The sequence below is a fragment of the Candidatus Xianfuyuplasma coldseepsis genome, assembly GCF_014023125.1.
GTDB lineage: Bacteria > Bacillota_I > Bacilli_A > Izemoplasmatales > Izemoplasmataceae > Xianfuyuplasma > Xianfuyuplasma coldseepsis.
The window spans coordinates 1,533,019-1,553,170 of the sequence record NZ_CP048914.1; the positions used below are offsets into that span (position 1 = coordinate 1,533,019).

Genomic DNA, 20,152 nt, shown 5'->3' on the forward strand with positions numbered 1-20,152 from the left:
ATGTACATTATTTGACGTAGCAACCACTAGTGATTATACTCCTGAAAAAAGAAAAATCAAGGGGTTTTTTAAAGAAAAAAATGACTGATTAGTCAATTACTGGTCAAAGATATTTATACTGTGCGCTAAAGTGGTATTAAAAAAAATTCAAAAAAATATTATGGCTTTATAAAGGTAAAAAACCATATTTTGAGTGACTACTTAGTCAGTTTTTAAAATGTAAGTGCTACCATTTATATTATAAATATTATACTATAATATTTATATGGTCAATGTAAAGGTTTACATTGATTAAAAGACATAAAAATTTGTTGAAAAAGTTGACAAAATCATTACACAGGAGTACAATTACAAGCGGTCGAATGAAAGAAGGAATTATAATGAGCATAGTGAAACGACAACATATTATTGAAGTAGCGATGAAATTATTTGTTGAGCATGGATTTCACGCTACGCCGACGTCGCAAATTGCTAAGAAAGCAAAAGTCAGTGTGGGGACGTTGTTTAATTATTTTCCAACAAAAGAGGATCTAATTGAAGCGATTTATATTCATATAAAATTACATTCAAAAGCTACTTTTTTAGAATTGTTGGAAGTTAAGCAAAATGTTCATGACACCCTACAATCAATGTGGCATGCAATTATCCAGTGGGGAATTGAAAATCCCAATGAATTTCGTTACTTGGAATTGTTTTGCCACTCACCGTTTAAAAATACGTATCGTACTGAAAAATCGTTAGAGGCCTATAAACAATTTCAAAACGAAATTATGAAAAAAGTAATCCCCTCAACGATTTGTGGAGATTACCCTGAATATGTACTTACTTATATCGATAATTCATTACATGCCACGACAAGATACCTACTTGAACATGATGTGGAGAATCCCAATGAGTTCATTAATACGACGTTTGATTTGGTGTGGAAAGGATTATCCTTTCATGGAAACGATAAAGAAGGCTATTAAAGTCTTCTTTTTTATTTTGTTACTATTCGCTGATACGCTAGAGTATGATATAATGTATATGGATTTACGAAAGGTGTGTTGTTTTGAAACAAGGTCGAATCATTAAATTAATCGGGGGTCTGTATACGGTTCGTTGTGAATTGGGGATCAACTATGAGGTTAAGGCAAGAGGAAAATTCCGTCATATTAATGAAAGCCCCAAAGTCGGGGATATCGTTACATTTGATAATGATTTCATTATGACAGTAGAAGAACGAGAGAATAATCTTGTCCGACCACCTGTAGCAAACGTTGATCAGGCATTATTAATCAATAGTACAAAAGAACCAAATTTCAGTTTTCATTTACTGGATCGTTTTTTAATGTTAATAGAGAACGAGGATATCACACCGGTTATTGTTGTTACAAAGATTGATTTGTTAACGCAAGACGAGTTGAACCAATTAAAAGAACAATTAGCCTACTATGAAACGTACTACAAAGTTGTTTATTTAAGTTCGAAAACAAAAGAGAACATTGAAGAACTCAAGCATCTGTTTGAAGGTAAAATTAGTGTCTTTGCTGGACAAACAGGTGCCGGAAAAAGTAGTTTATTGAACGCGTTAAATCCTCATTTTGATCTAGAGACAAATGAGATTTCTAAAGCGCTTGGTCGCGGAAAACATACGACTCGCCATAGTGAATTGTTGGACGTCTTTGGGGGCTTAGTCGCTGATACACCAGGATTTAGCAAATTGGATTTTTATGACATTGAACTGGAAAATGTACCGGTTAACTTTGTTGATTTCTTTGAACGATCAAATCAATGTAAGTTTCGTGCATGCACCCATATTAATGAACCCAAATGTAAGGTTCAAGAAGATGTAAAAAACGGTAATATCTTACCGTCCCGATATGAGAATTACAAGATAATATATGATGAAATTAAGAACCAAAAACCAAAGTATAGGAGTGAGTAACAATGATTATTGCCCCATCGATATTAAGTGCTGATTTTGGGAACTTACAGGAGAGCCTTTCCCAAGTGAAAAGTGCCAAATGGATTCATGTGGATGTCATGGATGGCCATTTTGTCCCCAATATTACCATTGGGCCAGTTGTTGTCAAAGGGTTACGTTCTTATACAGATCAAGTACTTGATACACATCTTATGATTGATAATCCTCTTCAGTATGCGAAAGCATTTGTGGAAGCAGGAAGTGATCGAATCACATTTCATTATGAAGCGGTAAATGATCCTTTAAAAGTGATTCGAGAAATAAAGCAACTAGGGGTACCAGTAGGTATCTCAATCAAACCGAAAACCGATGTGAAAAGCTTATTGACCATATTAGAAGATGTTGACTTGGTATTGGTGATGAGCGTTGAACCTGGATTTGGTGGACAATCGTTCATGCCTGAAGCTGTAGAAAAGATTAAGGAACTTACAACATTAAAAAAAGTCGTGAAGAATAATTACTTGATTGAGGTTGATGGTGGAATCAATAAAAACACTGCAAAATTATGTAAAGAAGCTGGTGTAGACGTATTGGTTGCTGGTTCGTACATCTTTAATAGTCCCAATCCAGAATCACAAATAGAAGATTTAAGATGACGTGTTATATATTTACAGGACCTTGTAATTACTCGCTTAGTGAATTGAATGAGTTCGATAAAACTGATTATATAATTGGTGTTGACCAAGGAGCGAAATATCTCGCTTCCAACAACTTGCATATGCACCTTGCTATTGGTGATTTTGATAGCATCAATGACAATGATCTTGATGTTATAAACACGCACTCTGAAGAGATTCAAACCCACCCGATCAAGAAGGATTATACCGATACTCACCTCGCGATATTAGAAGCCCATAAACGAGGTTATGAAGAAATCATACTATATGGTGGTGTTGGAAATCGATTTGATCATTCCTATGCTAATATGTTGTTGCTTCGATTAGGCAATATTACAATTGTTAACGATACAACCAAGATGTACATACTACAACCAGGAACATATACTATTAAAAACGAATTTCCCTATATATCTTTTTTTGCATTAGAAACGGTAGAACGTTTATCATTACAAGGATTTTTATATCCGCTTGAGAATATCCAATTAACCCCTTATGATCCCCTTTGTATTTCCAATCAGGGATCTGGTCGTGTTACATTTGGTAGTGGCTTATTACTCGTCGTTCACCAACGTGACACCAAATGAAAAAAGCACTCAAATGAGTGCTTTTTCATTAAGAAAGGGGGGAGATTTATGAAGAAAATTGCGATATTTCATAAAAAAAACCGTAAACGGTTTTTTGTCAACTGTTTAAGCGCGTTTTACTAATCCGCTTCGGAGTGCTCTTGCAGATACGTAAACTTTTTTGACAGTACCATCTTCATCGATGATACGCACTTTTTGTAAGTTGGCTTTCCAACGTCTTTTTGTAGCCGTTAATGAGAACGGACGTGAGTTTCCACTCATTCCTCTTTTTTTCGTAACATAACATTCTCGTGCCATATTTGTACCTCCTTCTAACGGATTTCAGCATTATTATTGTATCACACTAATAGTAAAAATCAAGTAATAAATACAATTTTTTTTTAAAAGCGTGAAGTTCGTCAAAATGGTTGTGTTTCACGTATAATATAAATATAGAAAGGACGTGATTCTGATGGTGTCATTCTATGATCTATTTATGGTCCCCCTTGAAAAACGTGGAATCCGTAAAACACGACAAAAACTGTTACAAGAAGCATGCGGTACTGTCCTAGAAATTGGTGCTGGTACAGGAGTGAATGTGAAGTATTATCAACCAACATGCATCGATGAGTTAATTATTACCGATCAAAAAGTAGGGAAACATTTAAAACAAAAACACCAGCCTCATATATCGTTTAAAGAAGCCCGTGCAGAACATCTTCCTTTTGATGATAATACCTTTGATACGGTAGTCCATACATTGGTGTTCTGTTGTGTCAATGATGTTGATCAAGGGTTGCAAGAAGTCAAGCGTGTTTTAAAGCCTGATGGTAAGTTATTGTTTATTGAACATGTCCTACCTCATAAACAGGGATTACGTCGATTATTTCGTTCGATTAATCCGTTATGGCGACTATTTAGTAGTGGATGTTCCTTAACCAAAGATTTTAAGAAGAGTTTGAATGAAAATGGATTTGACATTCAGGAACAAGGACAATTCATGAACACGGTATTTATCTATGGAACAGCGACACATAAGCGGTCTTAATGCTACTGTTGTTTGATTATCAAAATATGAGTGACTTTTCATATGTTTTTGGCTTCATGAAGCGAAAGCTTAAATTGTTGCATTTCAAAAATTTGTATGGTAAAATAATGAAAGTTATAAATAGTAGTATATTTTGTTTTAAAAAATTGGAGGAAAGCCTATGAACCCAACTGTAATTGATGGAAATCTACTGAAGTTATTAATTACAAATGGAACGATTGCTTTACGCAATGATCATCAGCGGATTAATGAATTGAATGTATTTCCTGTACCAGATGGAGATACCGGTAGTAACATGCAGTCAACGATGATGAGTGGTGTGAAAGCAATTGAATCACTTGAAAATGAAACAGTAGAAAAAATCGCTAAAACCTTATCAAGAGGTTTATTAATGGGAGCTAGGGGAAATAGTGGAGTTATATTATCGCAACTCTTTAGTGGGTTTGCAAAAGTATTTAAGGGAAAAGAAACTTGTAATACCAAAGAGTTTGTCGAAGGTATGGTACAAGGTGTAAAACAAGCATATGGGGCCGTAATCAATCCTGTTGAGGGGACGATTTTAACCGTAGCTCGCGAAGCTGCTGAAAAAGCATTAGAAATCGCAACAGATGAATCCGGTTTACACGACGTTATGAAAATCTATATTGAAGAAGCCTACGAATCACTAGAACGGACACCAGAATTACTGGCTGTATTAAAAGAAGCAGGTGTTATTGATAGTGGTGGTGCTGGATTCAACGTGATTATCGATGGTATGATTATGGCGCTAGAAGGACAAATTTTAGAAGATTCTAAGTTTAATACTGTTCCAAGTGTTGCCCAAGAAATTGGGACGTATTCATCCACCGAAGACTTCGGATACTGTACCGAATTTATCGTTCAATTAGCAGATGGAGAAAAGTTCAATAAAGATAAATTCACCAAACGAATCTCACGATTTGGAGATTCATTAGTCGTTGTAGCCGATGATCAAATTTGTAAAGTTCACATTCATACCAAAACACCTGGTGATGTCTTAAATTTTGGACAACAGTATGGAAATTTTGCAACATTAAAAATTGAAAATATGACATTACAACATAGTGAAACATTACTACACACCGAACACGAAGGTGGCGAAGAACAAGATTGTGGTCATCAACATGCTCATTACGATGGACCTCATTCCAAATATGGAATCATTACCGTTGTCAATGGTAAAGGGTTAAAAGAAACCTTTAAAGAAATGGGTGTTAGCTGCATTATCGATGGTGGGCAAACGATGAACCCATCAACAGAAGACTTTATCAATGCGGTTGAAAAAATCAAGTGTGAACATGTTATTATCATTCCGAATAATGGAAACGTCATGTTATCAGCACAGCATGCAGCACAATACATGGAAGACCGTAGTATCACGGTATTACCAGCAAAAACGATTGCTCAAGGTTATGCATCATTAACTATGTTTGATGCCAATCAAGACTTGGATGAAAATGTTGCTGAGATGCGAGATTTAATCCAAGCTGTTAAGACCGGTGAAGTAACCTACGCCGTTCGTGATACCGAGTATAAAGGTGTCAAAATCACTAAGGATGAGTTTATCGGAATTGCCAATGGTGAAATTGTTACCAGCAATGTGAAACGAATTGATACCGTATGTCATCTAGTTCAAGAATTATTGGATGATGACAGTGAAATTATCACGGTTATGTACGGAAAAACGGTCGAAGAAAAAGAACTGGAAGAAGTCATGCTTTGCATTGAAACCCATCATCCAGATGTCGAAGTAGAAGTGATTGAAGGAAATCAAGATATCTACTCCTACATTATCGCTGTAGAGTAAACAAAAGAGGAGAAATCCTCTTTTTTTATGGTATAATTAGTTCGTAAGTCAGGTGATAAAATGAGCCGTTTAGAATCGATCAAAGGCATTGGGCCACGGATGAAGGATAAACTAAATCGTAATCAAATTTACGATGCTTTTGACTTAATCCGTCGCTTCCCAAAACGGTACGAAGTATATCATTTAACAACATTAAAAGATGCCGCAGATGGTGCTCGAATTACCATTGAAGCAAAAGTGACAAGTGTCCCGACAGTCGCATACATTCGCAAGAACTTCAACCGCTTAAGTTTTCAAGTTGTGATTGAGGGAAGACCGTTTAAAGTCGCTATTTTCAACCGTGACTATCTTCGCAACATCCTTGATATTGGTGAAGATATCGTGCTAACGGGATCGATGGATCGAACGAAAAACACGTTTACTGCAACCACATTAAAACTAAAACGCAACTTCAAAAATGAAATCGAACCCATCTATAATATTGATGGTATTAGCGATAAGCAATTTCACAAATTTGCCAACCAAGCGATGGATGATTATGCATCATTTATTGATGATGATTTACCGCAAGAGTTACAAGAAAAATACAAACTCATCCCCTACCATGAACTACTGCGTATTGTCCATCAACCGCATACGATGAAAGAACTCGATAAGATAACACGACGGATCAAATATGAGGAGTTATTTAAATTCCAACTAAAAATGCAATACACCAGATTAAAAAACCGATCAAAAAAATCGTATTTAAAAGCTTATGATTTGCAGGCGGTAAAAGATTTTATTGCGTCACTTCCTTATGAACTGACAAACGACCAAAAACGCGCAACCAATCAAATCATTAAAGATATCAAATCACCGTATATCATGAATCGATTATTACAAGGTGATGTTGGTAGTGGTAAAACCGTCGTAGCAGCTATTACCGTCTTGGCCGTATTATCAAGTGGATATCAAGTGGCGATGATGGCTCCAACCGAGATTCTTGCGAAACAGCATTATCGTACATTTTATAAGTGGTTTGAACATCTGCCCTATGACGTATTATTACTGACGGGAAAACTAACGGCTACTGAACGTAGTGAAATTCTTGATAAAGTTAAGCATCAAGATAATGTGTTATTGATTGGTACTCATGCACTATTTAGTGATGATGTACACTACGATAATTTAGGGTATGTCATCACGGATGAGCAACATCGCTTTGGTGTTGAACAACGAAAAAAACTACGTGAAAAAGGATATCAACCTGATGTCTTATACATGAGCGCAACCCCCATCCCCCGAACACTGGCCATTAGTTTGTTTGGTGATATGGACATTACCACGATTCGTGAAAAACCAGCGTCACGACAAGCAGTTGAGACCAAATTGTTTTCCCTGAAACAAATGGATCTTGTCTATATGTTGATGGAAGAAGAATTGCGGAAGAATCACCAAATTTATGTAGTTACACCACTTATTTTAGAAAGTGAAACGACGGATTTATCCAATGCCCAAAATGTATTTCGACAACTTCGCAATCATTTCAAAGACTACTCGATTGGATTGATGCATTCAAAAATCAAGCAAGATAACAAAGAGCAAGTGATGAAGTTATTTGAGGAAAATAAGATCAATATTCTTGTTAGTACAACCGTCATTGAAGTTGGTGTCGATATCGCCAATGCAACGATGATGGTCGTCTTTGACAGTGATCGTTTTGGATTAAGTCAATTACACCAATTGCGAGGACGCATTGGTCGCAGTACGATTAAAAGTTACTGTCTCTTACTCCATCGTGACGATGACGAAGTCAAAGAACGACTAGAGATTATGGAAACAACGGATGATGGCTTTGCCTTAAGTGAACAAGATTTACGTTTACGCGGTCCAGGAGAGTTCTTTGGGTATCGCCAAAGTGGAGATATGAAGTTTGAACAAGCCGATATTGTTCAAGATGCACACATATTGGAAATCGCCAAACAAGATGCGCTTGATATATTGCAACAAAAAGACAATTACTATAATCCCAAATATCAACCGTTATTCAAGTATCTAAAAGCACAATTACGAAAAACGAATCTCGATTAATATGATATAATGAAATACAGTAGAGGTGATACGATGATTAAAATAGCAATCGATGCAATGGGTGGCGATTACGCACCCAAAGAACAAGTTCAAGGAGCCATGTTGGCGATAGAGAAAATTGATGATATTGAATTGACATTGTATGGTGATGAAACCACAATTCGACAATATTTAACCGATGATACCCGTATTACGATTGTTCAAACAGACGGTGTCATTAATATGGGGGAAAAAGACCCAATATCAGCAATTCGTTCAAATCGAAACAGTTCGATGGCACAAGCATTGACATCCGTTCGTAAGGGGGAAAATGATGCGATCGTATCCAGTGGAGCAACGCAAGCACTGATTGCTGGTGCTCATATTTTAGTTGGTCGCCTAAAAGCCATGAAACGAACGGCAATTGCACCGTTGATACCGACCGTCAACAACACATCAACGATTTTACTCGATGCCGGTGGCAACATCGAAATTAAACCAGAATACATGCTTCATCAGGCCTATTTTGCTCATATCTATGCGAAGGAGGTCCTCGGTGTAGAAGAACCGAAGATCGGATTGATCAACCTTGGAACGGAACCGGGAAAAGGACGGCCGCTTGATAAAGAAGTATTTGAGTTGTTTGAACAAGATGACATTCTTAATTTTGTCGGAAATGTTGAACCAAAATTGGTCTTAGATCCTCCCTGTGATATCCTAATCAGTGATGGATTCACGGCGAATATTGTGATGAAAACAATTGAAGGAACCGCCAAGGGACTTGGGACGATTTTAAAACAGGAACTATCCCGTGGAATCTTCGGAAAACTAGGAATGCTTCTATCGATTAAGAATCTCAAAGGATTCAAGAAACGATTAAGTGCTGAAGAAATTGGTGGAGCAATGATTTACGGACTTCGTGGAGTCGTTGTCAAAGCCCAAGGAGCCAGCAAGGCCAATGGCTTCTACAATGGTATTCGCCAAGCTGCCCAAATTGTTCGTAATGATGTACTCGGTAAAGTGACAGCCGTCATCGAAAGGGAGCTGGAATAAATGAAACAACTGCAACAGTTCTTTGATTTATCCTTTAATAATCCAGCATTGCTTGAAACCGCATTAACTCATTCTAGTTATGCCAACGAAAACAATTGTGAAAGCAATGAACGACTGGAATTTATTGGCGATGCTGTACTGGATGTCATGATGGGGAAGTACCTCTATGAAAAGTATCCCGACTACAACGAAGGAAATTTAACCAAATTACGGGCAAAAAATGTTTGTGAAAGCGCGCTTGTTGAATACGCAAAAGCCTGTCAACTAAATGAATATTTACGTCTGGGGAAAGGCGAAGAAAAAAGTGGTGGTCGACAACGGACTGCCTTACAAGCTGATGCTTTTGAAGCTCTTATTGGAGCCGTTTATATGGATAAAGGACTTACCGAGTGTTACAAAATATTCAATCACGTTGTCATTCCTCTTGTCGAAGAAGATCGCAGTGACGACTTCGTTGACTACAAATCGTATTTACAGGAATTGGTCCAGTCGGATAAACGGACGTTGGAATACCGGATTGTCAATGAGTACGGGCCTTCCCATGATAAGACCTTTGTCACCCGGGTGTACATGGACCAGATTTTGATGGGGGAAGGCGAAGGAAAAACAAAAAAAGAAGCCGAGCAAAAAGCAGCTGAAATGGCGCTAAAAAAGCTTGCAATCAGGTCAATAAAATTCTAAAAAGATTATTGGAAAATAGTCTTTTTTTTCCTTTTTTTTATGATATAATGGAAGTCCAAGCGAGGTGAGGACATGGACATTAGTAACTTAAAATCAATGATACGTAAAAACATTGTCGACTTTTCAGAGTTGGTTTTAAACAACTATCAAAATATCGGACTTGATGAGGTCGATGCGATTATCATTATCAAATTGAATTATTTATTAAATCGCAATATCACCTTTATTCATCCGCAAAAATTATCCAACATGTTATCCATTTCCGCACAAACCACCACCAAGCGAATCAATAATTTAATTGACGCTGGATACATTACCATGGAGTTGGTGAAAAACGACCATGGGAAAGAAACCGAAAGTTTTAATTTGGACAACGTCATTGAACGAATTATGAAAGCAGATTTCGAAGATAAAATGCTGCATGCAAAAGAAGATAATGTGGAATCACGCTTGGTTCAGTTATTTGAATCCGAATTTCGCAAACCATTATCGGTACTGGACATTCAAACAATCACAAAGTGGTTGAATGATGATCACTATACATATGAAGAGATTAAAAACGCATTATTTGAAGCAAGTAAAGCCCGAAAACACAGTATTAAATATGTGGATGGAATTTTATTGCAACAAACCGCAGAAGAACCACAACAAAAATATAATCAAACAACACTGATTAAGGATCTAAAGAAGATATGGACCGAGTAAAAACGATTCTTCATGTGTTGAACGAAATGTTTCCAAATGCACAATGTGAACTGGTTCACAACAATGGGTTTGAACTATTAATCGCGGTTATGCTCAGTGCTCAAACAACCGATAAATCCGTAAATCTTCTTACGGATTCTCTTTTTAAGAAATACCATACACCACAAGACTTTTTACAGGTTCCACTTGAAGAATTGGAACAAGATTTACGCCGTATTGGACTGTATAAAAACAAGGCAAAAAATATTCAGAAAATGTGTCAAATCTTGTTGGATCAATTTGATGGGGAAGTACCGAGTTCACAGGTGGAACTAGAAACCCTACCGGGTGTCGGTCGTAAAACCGCAAACGTCGTCTTAAGTGTCTGGTTTGGGGTTCCGCGAATTGCCGTTGATACGCATGTAGAACGCGTCAGTAAACGACTGAAACTAGCCTATCTGAATGATAATGTTCACCAAGTTGAAGAAAAATTGATGCGTAAGATCCCTCGTGATAAATGGAGTGATACCCATCACAAAATGATTTTCTTTGGACGATATCATTGCACCGCGAGAAATCCAAAATGCGACGAGTGCCCATTACAAGACTTGTGTCGATATCCGAATATAAATGTACGTAAAAACGGTTAATATAACCGTTTTTTTTATGACATATTTGTCAGTAAGAGGAGATGAAAGTCGGAAAAATATGTTGAAATAAATGTAAAAAATACACACCAATTACGATAATGTGCGGATTTTGATTCAGGTTTTTCATTTCGATGTTTTTTTCAATAAGATATTATCCGAATGTGAAAGACACTTGTATACAATAGTAGATGGAGGTGGATTATGAGTATACAAAGCTTAAAACATCGAATCCATAAACGCATGGAATTACAGAAATACAAACAGGATTATTCTGATATTGGGAGTTTCATCAAACGCAAACGGAAGGAGCTGAATATCACACAAGATGAAGTTTCAAATGGTATATGCAGCATCAGTTACTTGTCGAAAATCGAAAACAATCAAATAGTACCAAGTTCATTCTATATTCAAGAAATCATGGACAAGTTGGATATTGATGAAGCAATCTATTCCGTTAGTTTGCGGGATAAACAATATGTCAGCGAGATGATTCAAGCATTTTTCTATCGTAACGAATCACTATTAGAATCGCTGTATGATGATATCAAAGATGTGGAGCACAATGTTGTTATCAATCTATGTAAATTAGGATATACGGTATATCATCATCTCGAAGACACCAACCAATACGTGATGATGTTGGAACATGTTGTAAACAATATGACCGAAGAAGAAATCCGACTTTATTTGTTGTTTTCTGCTCTCTTTTTTATCGATCGTGAAGATTATAAGAGCGCATTGGAGTTTGTCCTTCTACAAGAGACGTTACCACAGGAAAATCCGATGATTAATGGGTTGTTTAAGGATGTTTCCTATCAAGTGAAAGTGCGATTACGAATGACGATTTCTGCTGCTGATGATTACCGTGATGCAATGAATATTTACCAAGCTCACAATAATATCAAGCGTTCATTAGAGTTAACACTACAAAAAGCCCAAGCTAATGTTAAGGAGCATCCTCAAAAAACATTGAAGATGATTGATACGATTCCATTGGAACTATTGCGACAACAGAATCAAGATTGGTATTACTACTTAAAGGCTTTGGCATTGTATAATCTTGATAAATACCAAGATGCAACCTTGTCGTTGAAGAGTATTCGAGAAAACTCCACATACTATATGCGAAAAATGACACTCCTACTACGCATTTGTCAAATCGAATGTGATGATGAGATGACATCTCAAATCATCGCCATGCTGCATCAATATCAACCAAATAAACAAGAACTTACTTGTAAAATATATTATCATTATCTAGTAGAAGAATCCGATTCTCAAAAACAGTATTTACGTGATGTGGCAATTCCGTTTTCGATTCGAGTTGGTGATTATGATAAACTCGAAGAGTATACCAATGCATTGATGGAGATTTGTATTGAGCATGCTCGGTATAAAGAGGCAACACAGCACTATAATAAGTATCAAAAAGAATTATCTAAAATTCAAAAAATCCTGTATCAAAAAACACCTTGAAAACTCAAGGTGTTATAGTTCTTTCATGATTTTATTAGCTAAACCAAGATAATCAATACCAATCGGTTCTTTCATTCCAAAAATACTTAGATGATCTTGTGGTTGTCCAATCGGAATAGATTGCAATACTTTTGTTTTTAATTTGTCAGCAACGATTTTACCGCCGCCTTCACCAAAGATGTTTAAACGATCTCCTTTGTGATCTAGATACGACATGTTTTCCACAACACCAAGTAGTTCATGCTTCAACTCTGTAGCAGCAAAACCTGCTTTTACAGCAATATGAGAAGCACTAGGATGTGGTGTCGTGACGATGATCATTTTACAGTCCGGAATGAAGTTTGTGATATCGAGTGCGACATCACCTGTTCCAGGAGGAAGATCGACTAAGACGTATTCAATGTCATCACTCCAAATTACATCATAGAAGAAGTGGGTTAACATTTTTCCAAGCATCGGTCCACGCCACATAAGTGGTTTATCTGGCTGTAAGAAAAATTCGGTTGAAATCAATTCGATGCCATCGACATTATACGGTAGGATTTTTCCATCCTTTGTTCCTTTTGGTTGGGAAATGTCCATATCCAATATTGTAGGAATGCTACTTCCATAAATATCTGCATCAATAATTCCCACTTTTTTACCAAGTCGTTTTAAGGCGTATGCAAGATTTGCCGTAACGGTCGATTTTCCGACGCCACCCTTACCGGATGCTACACCAATGTATTTGACTTCACGAGAAAGGATACTATCATCTTTTTTATTAAGTTGATAATCTGCTTTTACCCCTTTAAAGCCGAGATCTAACTTGATTAACTTTGCAAGTTGACGCGTCATATAACGTTTGTACTCGTCTTTATCATCATCCAAACCGATAATTAACGTTACGGATTGTTTTTCTTCATCGATATCGAGATGTTTAATACCATTTGTTTCTGCTAATGTTTTTTCACAAGATGGATCCACTAATTGATTGATGTGATCGCGTACTTGTTCTTTTGTATACATAATAATCACCCAAAAGTAATTATAGTACTTTTGGGCGAAAATGCAACTAATACACTAAATTATCACGGGTTTAAATTCCTGTGTATACAACGCAGTTTTACTCGCGATAGAATAGACTTTTGCAACACGTAATTCGATATCGATATAAGGATGCAATCCTTCTTTGATTTTTGTATAAATCGGGACATCAATATCTTTCTTGATTGCATTCAAATGACCTTGTCCATTCGTGTTCATTCCTAACACACGAATGTATTGTGGACGAAACGATGTAATCTCGGAATCGGTCACGTTGCATAGAATATGAGCAATCATTCGTTGCAACTTGGAGATAGGATATCGCTTGCTGATCAACTGTTGAATGAAACTATCAATACTATCAAATGTATGAATCGTTTTCATACGGTTTTCTAATCCTTCAACAACATGTGCGTATTGCTGCAGTGATTCAGCACTTTCACGATGAACAATTGATTTCAATGTTGGTACAAAATCATCGTATGTGACGATCGAATGGTTGTCAAATGTACGTGCAACATCCTGTGGTACATACATCGAGATATCTTGCTGATCTCGTAATAATTGACGGATCGCAGTCGCACTCTGGATATCCGTATGTTCCGTGATGTGATCAAAATAGCCCGTTTTTATTCGTTGAATTGTATGGAATGTAATACTAGAATGTAGTTCGTTACCTGCAATAATATACTGAATACCAAGAATATTATTAGGTTTATCATAATCGCTGTTAGGGTGAACGGCTGACATCGCCATATCGCTTGCGGTTGGATAGGAGTAGCCTTCTTGGAGATAAGTGTGCAATTTCTGATTGTATGAATCACTTTGCAATACATCACCATATTGCTTTAATTGCTCAATATCATTAGATTCACTACCAAAATACACATCTGTAACACCGAGTTTATCCAATATTGCAATCGATGAAAAGGCAAATCGATTGGCATTTTGTACACTCCAAACAAATGGTAGTTCAACAACCAGATCAATGCCATTACTAAGTGCCCACTTTGTCCGAGTGAACTTATCTACAATCGCTGGTTCTCCCCGTTGGGTAAAATACCCAGACATAACCGCAATCAAAACATCACATTTACTTTGTCGTTTGACTTCGTTAATGTGATGAAGATGTCCATTGTGAAGTGGATTGTACTCCACGACAATACCTACAATTTTCATAGAATATCCTTTCTTGGGGATACCAATTGACTTTCTGCTATAATATAAGTATAATTGATACGCTTGGAGGTGTCAAAGATGAAATGGACGATTCATGAACTTATGAAACATGCGAAAACAGATAATCAAATCAATACGGTTGTTGATTTGTCCCAGTTTATCGATGGAACCGATATTATCTCGATCTCAGATGTCAAAGTACAAGGAGAATATGAGGTCTTTGATCAAGAAGAATTTGTCTTTTATCTTGAAATTGAATGCGAGCTGATTCTTCCCTGCGCCATTACCCTAAAAGAGGTCCATTATCCGATGCATATTGAGACAGAAGAAGTCTTTACAACATTCAAAGACGATGATTCTCATTATATTGAGGGAATAACTATTGACTTATTGCCGATAATATGGTCTAATATATTATTGGAAATGCCAATGCGCGTTATAAGCGAAGGAGCTTATGATGAAGTGACCTATGAAAATGATGAATTTGAAGAGGAAGTAACCAACGTATTTGCAGACCTAAAAAATTACGACAAATAGGAGTGACTCAAGTGGCAGTACCATTTCGAAGAACTTCAAAAACTGCGAAACGCAAACGTCGTACACACTACAAACTAAGTGTTCCTGGTATGGTTGTATGTCCAAACTGTGGAGAAATGAAATTAGCACACCGTGTTTGTAAAGAATGTGGGTACTACAACGGTCGCGTAGTTGTTGAAGCGAAAGAAGACGAAGTAGTCGAAGACTAACTTCCAAAAGAAAACGCTGGATGCAGCGTTTTTCTTTTACAATTTTTTCATTTCATGATAAGATAACATCGACAAAGAAGGTGCAACTATGGTAGAACATATTTCAGTTTTATTACAAGAAAGCTTGACGTATTTGAATATTAAAGAAGATGGAATTTATGTAGACTGCACCCTCGGTGGTGGCGGTCATTCTTCAGCGATACTAAGCCAGTTAACGACAGGTCATCTGTATGCATTTGATCAAGATCAATATGCGATTGATCGAGCTACCGAAAAACTACAAAATATATCCCCAAACTTCACAATCATCAAGTCTAATTTTCGTCATCTTGCATCCGAACTTGAGAAACTTGGTGTCACTGCCGTTGATGGAATATTATATGACTTAGGAGTTTCGTCGTTTCAATTTGACTTACCAGATCGGGGATTCAGTTATAATTACGATGCACCACTCGATATGCGGATGAACCAACAGCAAAATCTTACTGCAGAAACCATCGTCAATACCTATGATTTTCATGAGTTGATGAAAATCTTGTATCGTTATGCAGACGAATCCTATGCGAAACAAATCGCGAGACAAATCGAAAAAGATCGACAAGTTCAACCAATTAAAACAACATTTGAACTGGTGGATGTCATCAAACGTGCATTGCCACAAAAACGACTAAACAAAAAAGGTCACCCAGCAAAGAAAACATTTCAAGCACTTCGTATTGCAGTGAATGATGAGTTGCGAGTGTTTGAAGAATCACTTGAGCAAGCATTTCCACTATTAAATGTGGATGGTCGAATCGTTGTCATCTCTTTCCATTCTTTAGAAGATCGAATTGCGAAAACGATGTTTCGCGAACAGACGACAATCAATATCCCCAAACATATTCCAATTACACCCGATCTTGAACCGGATTTCGAATTACTTCATCGGAAGGTAATTTTACCTTCACAAATGGAGTTAGAGCAAAACAATCGTGCTCACAGTGCCAAATTACGGGCAATAAAAAGAGTGAAAAAGTAAAGGCAAATTATTGACACAAAAATGGCTTTGTGATATTATGTTTTTGCTACCAAAAAACTGCAGTAGTAGTTTAACGGTAAAATACAACCTTGCCATGGTTGGGTTGGGGGTTCGATTCCCCTCTACTGCTCCATTTTGGTCGCAAAACAAAAAATATGATTCGATATTGACACGATATCCGCTTTGTGATATCATACAATAGACACTTACGCAGGTGTAGTTTAATGGTAGAACCTCAGCCTTCCAAGCTGATTGTGAGGGTTCGATTCCCTTCACCTGCTCCAGTTGAAAATTAAAGACCTTTATGAGGTCTTTTTTTTTGAGAATATTTGTCAAAACATGTATTTGATTATGATATAATTACATTAGTCTGTAATCCTATATTATAAATAAAAGAAGGGATGTAAAGGAATGGACAAAGAGCAACTCATTTTAGAAATAAAGGCTTGTCAACCATCATATGGTAGTTTAGTACTTAGCCGCTTAATTGATTTTATACTTTTGGTAGTATTAATTATTATTGCATACTTTATTAGTTATCCAGATGGAGATCTTTTTAATTCAAGTTCTTATCTATTGTTTGTGGCTCTCAATGTCTTATCACTATTCATTGTGTTTGTGCTTCCAATTCTAATACTGAAGGGACAAACTATTGGTGAGAAAATTATTGGTATCAAGTTTTACAGTCTTATTACATTTGAAGTGATTGGGCGAGAGCGCTTTATGAATTTGCTTGGTGCTGCTGTTGCAACAAATTTGATACATAATGATGCATATGAATCACTGCATGATTTGATAAATCCAATGCAAACATTAAGAATGAAACGGCTTGGGTATATTTATATAAATATGAAGTTGTTTCAAGAACTTCTGAAAAACGTACCTGATATGCCAAAAATCATAAATCCTGATTTTGGAAAAACAATAGAAGAAATTAACGCAGAAATTGAAGAATATTTCAATAATATCGAATAAAAGAAACCATTGGATGTGTGCAAATAAAATCAAATGGTTTCTTCTATCACTTCACTTAAAGAAGGATAGAATTCATGTAATGAAAAAAAATAAGGCCGCTTGGCCTTATTTGAATATGTAATCGAACTCCATGGTTGCGATGTTGTTAATCATAGCACTAATACTACAATAACGTTCTGCTAGTTCGAGTGATTTAATAATTGCTTGTTGTTTCTTTTCAGTAACTCCAGTAAAAGTGATTGTCGTTTTAACATAATTTAACAGTGTTGGAACTTCTTCCCGCTTGGTTGCATAGACATCATAATGAACGGTGTCAAAGGTGAGACGTTTTTTTGTTGCAATGCCAAGAAAGGTTGCATGTAAACAAGATGCATAGCCCCCCAAAAACATCTCGTATGGCGCGAAGCCATTGCCTTTAAAACTTATATTTGTTTCACTATTCTCCGTTTGTAATTGTCCGTCGTGATTTGCTTGAAATAAAACTTGTACTTGATTTGCCATATGATAAACTCCTAACTATTTTTTCGCTTTATCATACCGTACTTTGCATTCTTGAATCAACTCTAATGCATCAATTTTATCGTAGAATTCCTTCACTTCAACAACTTTGTTTTGCTGTAAATCTTTGTATGTGTGGAAGAAGTGACGAATTTCTCGCTTCGTATGTTCTTGGATGTCTTCCACTTCATTAATATGGCTAAAACGCGGATCGGAGTTCATGACACCTATGATTTTTTGATCTGGTTCGCCATTATCCACCATATCAAGATAACCAACAATACGGGCATCAACGACACAGCCAGGGAATGTCTTTGAAGAGGCTAAGACTAAAATGTCAAGCGGATCTCCATCTTCGGCTAATGTGTTTTCAATGTATCCGTATTCTGCGGGATACGTCATTGGTGAATATAATACCCGATCCAACTTAATCCGGTTATTGGCTTTATCAATCTCGTATTTGTTTTTTGTTCCCATCGGGATTTCAATGATTGCTTCATAAATTTTGTCCATAGTAAAACCTTCTTTCTCACACCTATTATACGTGCTATATGAAAGATTTTCAATACAAAATGGAAATTGATGAAAACGGTGTAAAAGTGTGGAATAGTGAAGAATATCGATAGGTTTTTTTCGTCGAATATGATACAATTAAACATGGAAAATAGGAGGTGAATAATATGGACAATCGATACATTGAAGAAATTATTGAGTTACTTCGAAATGGAACAACTGATGAGATTCGTCGTGGTATCATGGATTACCATCCCTATGAAGTAAGTGAAGCATTAGTCGAAATGAGTGAAGCGGAACGAGCGAAGTTTTACTCGGTGTTTCAAGGAAAAGACATCAGCGCGATTATGGGGTATCTAGATATTGAGGATTTGGTACTCTTTTTCGAAGAAATGAAACCGCGCTACATTGTCAATATTATTCAAGACCTGGATATTGATGATGCCGTTGATGTTATGCAAGCCTTACCTGAGGAAGATCGTGCTGCTTATTTGAAACTGATGACACAAGATAACCAGTCTAAAATCCGATCTCTTCTAAAGTATCAAGAAGATACCGCGGGATCGATCATGACTACGGAATATATCGAAATCGATATGGAAGACTCCGTGGAACAAGCAATGAAAAAACTGATCGCTCAAGCTGTCGATGCAGAGACAATTAGTACACTTTATGTAACGGATAGTAAAAATGTTTTAGTTGGAACACTATCCTTGCGTGAAATCATTCTTGCACGAAAAGGACAAGTCATAAAAGATATTATGAATGCACGGATTATCAGTGTACCATCGACGATGGACCAAGAGGAAGTTGCAGCCATATTTAAAGACTATGACTTTACATCTTTACCGGTTGTTGATAAACTATCGAGAATGTTAGGAATCATCACAATTGATGATATCGTTGATGTCATCGACGAAGAAGCAGTTGAAGACTATTCGCGTCTAGCAGCTGTTAGTGACGTTGATATCGATAGTGAAAATGAAACGATTTGGATGAGTGCTAAGAAGCGATTGCCTTGGTTACTTGTCTTAAGTATATTGGGTTTCGCTACATCAACCATCATTGCCCAGTTTGAAACTACGTTAGCTGCCGTACCGACAATAGCTTTATTTATGCCGATGATCTTGGGGATGGCTGGGAACACCGGAACGCAAGCTCTTGCTGTAACTGTACGAGGACTTAATAATAATGAGTTTGATTCAAAAAACGAAATTGGGCGTCATTTACTACGGGAACTCGGTACCGGTTTACTAAATGGTGTAATTATAGGTGTTATATTGTTTGCCGTGACCTATGGTTTCTTGGCGATTTCACAAAACGCCAATGCATTCTCCATAACACAAGCTGTTAGTTTAGCTATCATGGTGAGTCTCACAGTATCGACATTTGCTGGAGCGTTAATCCCAATTGTCATTAACTCATTTAAAGTTGATCCGGCTGTTGCTAGTGGACCATTTGTAACAATGGTTGTCGATATTCTCGCTATCAGTGTATATTTTACTCTCGCTACAGTTCTTATTATTAATACATTATAATAAAAACACCTCCATACTATTGGTATAGTATTAAGGTGTTT

At 36.7% G+C, this 20,152-nt stretch carries 22 protein-coding genes and 2 tRNA genes; 19 read left to right on the forward strand and 5 right to left on the reverse strand.

What is annotated here, in order from left to right; translation table 11 throughout:
• Positions 1 to 380: 380 nt before the first annotated feature.
• From G4Z02_RS07430 to G4Z02_RS07445, 4 genes are all read left to right on the forward strand, one after another.
• On the forward strand, positions 381 to 968 hold the full coding sequence (locus G4Z02_RS07430; protein ID WP_258877380.1) for a TetR/AcrR family transcriptional regulator: 588 nt from the start codon (positions 381 to 383) through the stop codon (positions 966 to 968).
• Positions 969 to 1,051: 83 nt separating this feature from the next.
• Complete coding sequence (rsgA, locus tag G4Z02_RS07435; protein WP_258877381.1) at positions 1,052 to 1,927, forward strand: ribosome small subunit-dependent GTPase A; 876 nt, start codon at positions 1,052 to 1,054, stop codon at positions 1,925 to 1,927.
• A gap of 2 nt (positions 1,928 to 1,929) precedes the next feature.
• Positions 1,930 to 2,562: a ribulose-phosphate 3-epimerase gene (gene rpe / locus G4Z02_RS07440; protein ID WP_258877382.1), complete on the forward strand. Its 633-nt coding sequence runs from the start codon at positions 1,930 to 1,932 to the stop codon at positions 2,560 to 2,562.
• Positions 2,559 to 3,170 carry a thiamine diphosphokinase gene (locus G4Z02_RS07445; RefSeq protein WP_258877383.1) on the forward strand — a complete coding sequence of 204 codons (612 nt, stop codon included), beginning with the start codon at positions 2,559 to 2,561 and terminating at the stop codon, positions 3,168 to 3,170. Before rpe ends, G4Z02_RS07445 begins: the two co-directional genes overlap by 4 nt.
• Before the next feature lie 105 nt (positions 3,171 to 3,275).
• Here G4Z02_RS07445 and rpmB read toward each other — a convergent pair whose 3' ends face one another.
• Positions 3,276 to 3,467: a 50S ribosomal protein L28 gene (rpmB, locus tag G4Z02_RS07450; RefSeq protein WP_258877384.1), complete on the reverse strand. Its 192-nt coding sequence runs from the start codon at positions 3,465 to 3,467 to the stop codon at positions 3,276 to 3,278.
• A gap of 154 nt (positions 3,468 to 3,621) precedes the next feature.
• On the opposite strand from rpmB, the gene G4Z02_RS07455 reads away from it, so the two are divergent.
• From G4Z02_RS07455 to G4Z02_RS07490, 8 genes are all read left to right on the forward strand, one after another.
• Positions 3,622 to 4,197: a class I SAM-dependent methyltransferase gene (locus G4Z02_RS07455; protein ID WP_258877385.1), complete on the forward strand. Its 576-nt coding sequence runs from the start codon at positions 3,622 to 3,624 to the stop codon at positions 4,195 to 4,197.
• Positions 4,198 to 4,357: 160 nt separating this feature from the next.
• Positions 4,358 to 6,022, forward strand: coding sequence for a DAK2 domain-containing protein (locus G4Z02_RS07460; RefSeq protein ID WP_258877386.1), 1,665 nt, complete (start codon positions 4,358 to 4,360; stop codon positions 6,020 to 6,022).
• A gap of 60 nt (positions 6,023 to 6,082) precedes the next feature.
• Positions 6,083 to 8,095, forward strand: a complete 2,013-nt coding sequence (gene recG, locus G4Z02_RS07465) for an ATP-dependent DNA helicase RecG (RefSeq protein ID WP_258877387.1) — start codon at positions 6,083 to 6,085, stop codon at positions 8,093 to 8,095.
• Between the two features lie 33 nt (positions 8,096 to 8,128).
• Positions 8,129 to 9,127, forward strand: a complete 999-nt coding sequence (gene plsX / locus G4Z02_RS07470) for a phosphate acyltransferase PlsX (protein ID WP_258877388.1) — start codon at positions 8,129 to 8,131, stop codon at positions 9,125 to 9,127.
• A complete protein-coding gene (gene rnc / locus G4Z02_RS07475; protein WP_258877389.1) occupies positions 9,128 to 9,808 on the forward strand; it encodes a ribonuclease III in 681 nt (226 codons plus the stop codon). It abuts the gene before it with no gap.
• Positions 9,809 to 9,880: 72 nt separating this feature from the next.
• Complete coding sequence (locus G4Z02_RS07480) at positions 9,881 to 10,513, forward strand: DnaD domain-containing protein (protein ID WP_258877390.1); 633 nt, start codon at positions 9,881 to 9,883, stop codon at positions 10,511 to 10,513.
• The gene (nth, locus tag G4Z02_RS07485) at positions 10,501 to 11,142 is read left to right on the forward strand and encodes an endonuclease III (protein WP_258877391.1); all 642 of its coding nucleotides are present in this window, start codon (positions 10,501 to 10,503) and stop codon (positions 11,140 to 11,142) included. Before G4Z02_RS07480 ends, nth begins: the two co-directional genes overlap by 13 nt.
• 201 nt (positions 11,143 to 11,343) lie before the next feature.
• Entirely contained in the window at positions 11,344 to 12,618 is a 1,275-nt protein-coding gene (locus tag G4Z02_RS07490; RefSeq protein WP_258877392.1) for a helix-turn-helix domain-containing protein, read from the forward strand.
• A 12-nt stretch (positions 12,619 to 12,630) separates the two neighbouring features.
• On the opposite strand, the gene G4Z02_RS07495 is transcribed toward G4Z02_RS07490, so the two are convergent.
• Together G4Z02_RS07495 and G4Z02_RS07500 are read right to left on the reverse strand one after the other, a co-directional pair.
• Positions 12,631 to 13,626, reverse strand: coding sequence for a P-loop NTPase (locus G4Z02_RS07495; RefSeq protein WP_258877393.1), 996 nt, complete (start codon positions 13,624 to 13,626; stop codon positions 12,631 to 12,633).
• A gap of 54 nt (positions 13,627 to 13,680) precedes the next feature.
• Positions 13,681 to 14,823 carry a nucleotidyltransferase gene (locus tag G4Z02_RS07500; RefSeq protein ID WP_258877394.1) on the reverse strand — a complete coding sequence of 381 codons (1,143 nt, stop codon included), beginning with the start codon at positions 14,821 to 14,823 and terminating at the stop codon, positions 13,681 to 13,683.
• A 78-nt stretch (positions 14,824 to 14,901) separates the two neighbouring features.
• Here G4Z02_RS07500 and G4Z02_RS07505 point away from each other — a divergent pair, with 78 nt between their 5' ends.
• The 6 genes from G4Z02_RS07505 (at position 14,902) to G4Z02_RS07530 (ending at position 17,562) form a co-directional block, all read left to right on the forward strand.
• A complete protein-coding gene (locus tag G4Z02_RS07505) occupies positions 14,902 to 15,360 on the forward strand; it encodes a YceD family protein (protein ID WP_258877395.1) in 459 nt (152 codons plus the stop codon).
• Between the two features lie 11 nt (positions 15,361 to 15,371).
• Positions 15,372 to 15,569 carry a 50S ribosomal protein L32 gene (rpmF, locus tag G4Z02_RS07510; protein ID WP_258877396.1) on the forward strand — a complete coding sequence of 66 codons (198 nt, stop codon included), beginning with the start codon at positions 15,372 to 15,374 and terminating at the stop codon, positions 15,567 to 15,569.
• Positions 15,570 to 15,657: 88 nt separating this feature from the next.
• Complete coding sequence (gene rsmH / locus G4Z02_RS07515; protein WP_258877397.1) at positions 15,658 to 16,587, forward strand: 16S rRNA (cytosine(1402)-N(4))-methyltransferase RsmH; 930 nt, start codon at positions 15,658 to 15,660, stop codon at positions 16,585 to 16,587.
• 59 nt (positions 16,588 to 16,646) lie between these two features.
• Positions 16,647 to 16,720 (forward strand) — tRNA-Gly (locus G4Z02_RS07520).
• Positions 16,721 to 16,797: 77 nt separating this feature from the next.
• A tRNA-Gly gene (locus G4Z02_RS07525) sits at positions 16,798 to 16,871 on the forward strand.
• A gap of 127 nt (positions 16,872 to 16,998) precedes the next feature.
• Positions 16,999 to 17,562: an RDD family protein gene (locus tag G4Z02_RS07530; RefSeq protein WP_258877398.1), complete on the forward strand. Its 564-nt coding sequence runs from the start codon at positions 16,999 to 17,001 to the stop codon at positions 17,560 to 17,562.
• Between the two features lie 105 nt (positions 17,563 to 17,667).
• On the opposite strand, the gene G4Z02_RS07535 is transcribed toward G4Z02_RS07530, so the two are convergent.
• Together G4Z02_RS07535 and G4Z02_RS07540 are read right to left on the reverse strand one after the other, a co-directional pair.
• Positions 17,668 to 18,063, reverse strand: coding sequence for an OsmC family protein (locus G4Z02_RS07535; RefSeq protein ID WP_258877399.1), 396 nt, complete (start codon positions 18,061 to 18,063; stop codon positions 17,668 to 17,670).
• 15 nt (positions 18,064 to 18,078) lie between these two features.
• Entirely contained in the window at positions 18,079 to 18,573 is a 495-nt protein-coding gene (locus tag G4Z02_RS07540; protein WP_258877400.1) for an inorganic diphosphatase, read from the reverse strand.
• 167 nt (positions 18,574 to 18,740) lie between these two features.
• Between G4Z02_RS07540 and mgtE the strand changes: the two genes are divergently transcribed.
• The gene (gene mgtE / locus G4Z02_RS07545) at positions 18,741 to 20,111 is read left to right on the forward strand and encodes a magnesium transporter (RefSeq protein WP_258877401.1); all 1,371 of its coding nucleotides are present in this window, start codon (positions 18,741 to 18,743) and stop codon (positions 20,109 to 20,111) included.
• Positions 20,112 to 20,152: the final 41 nt, after the last annotated feature.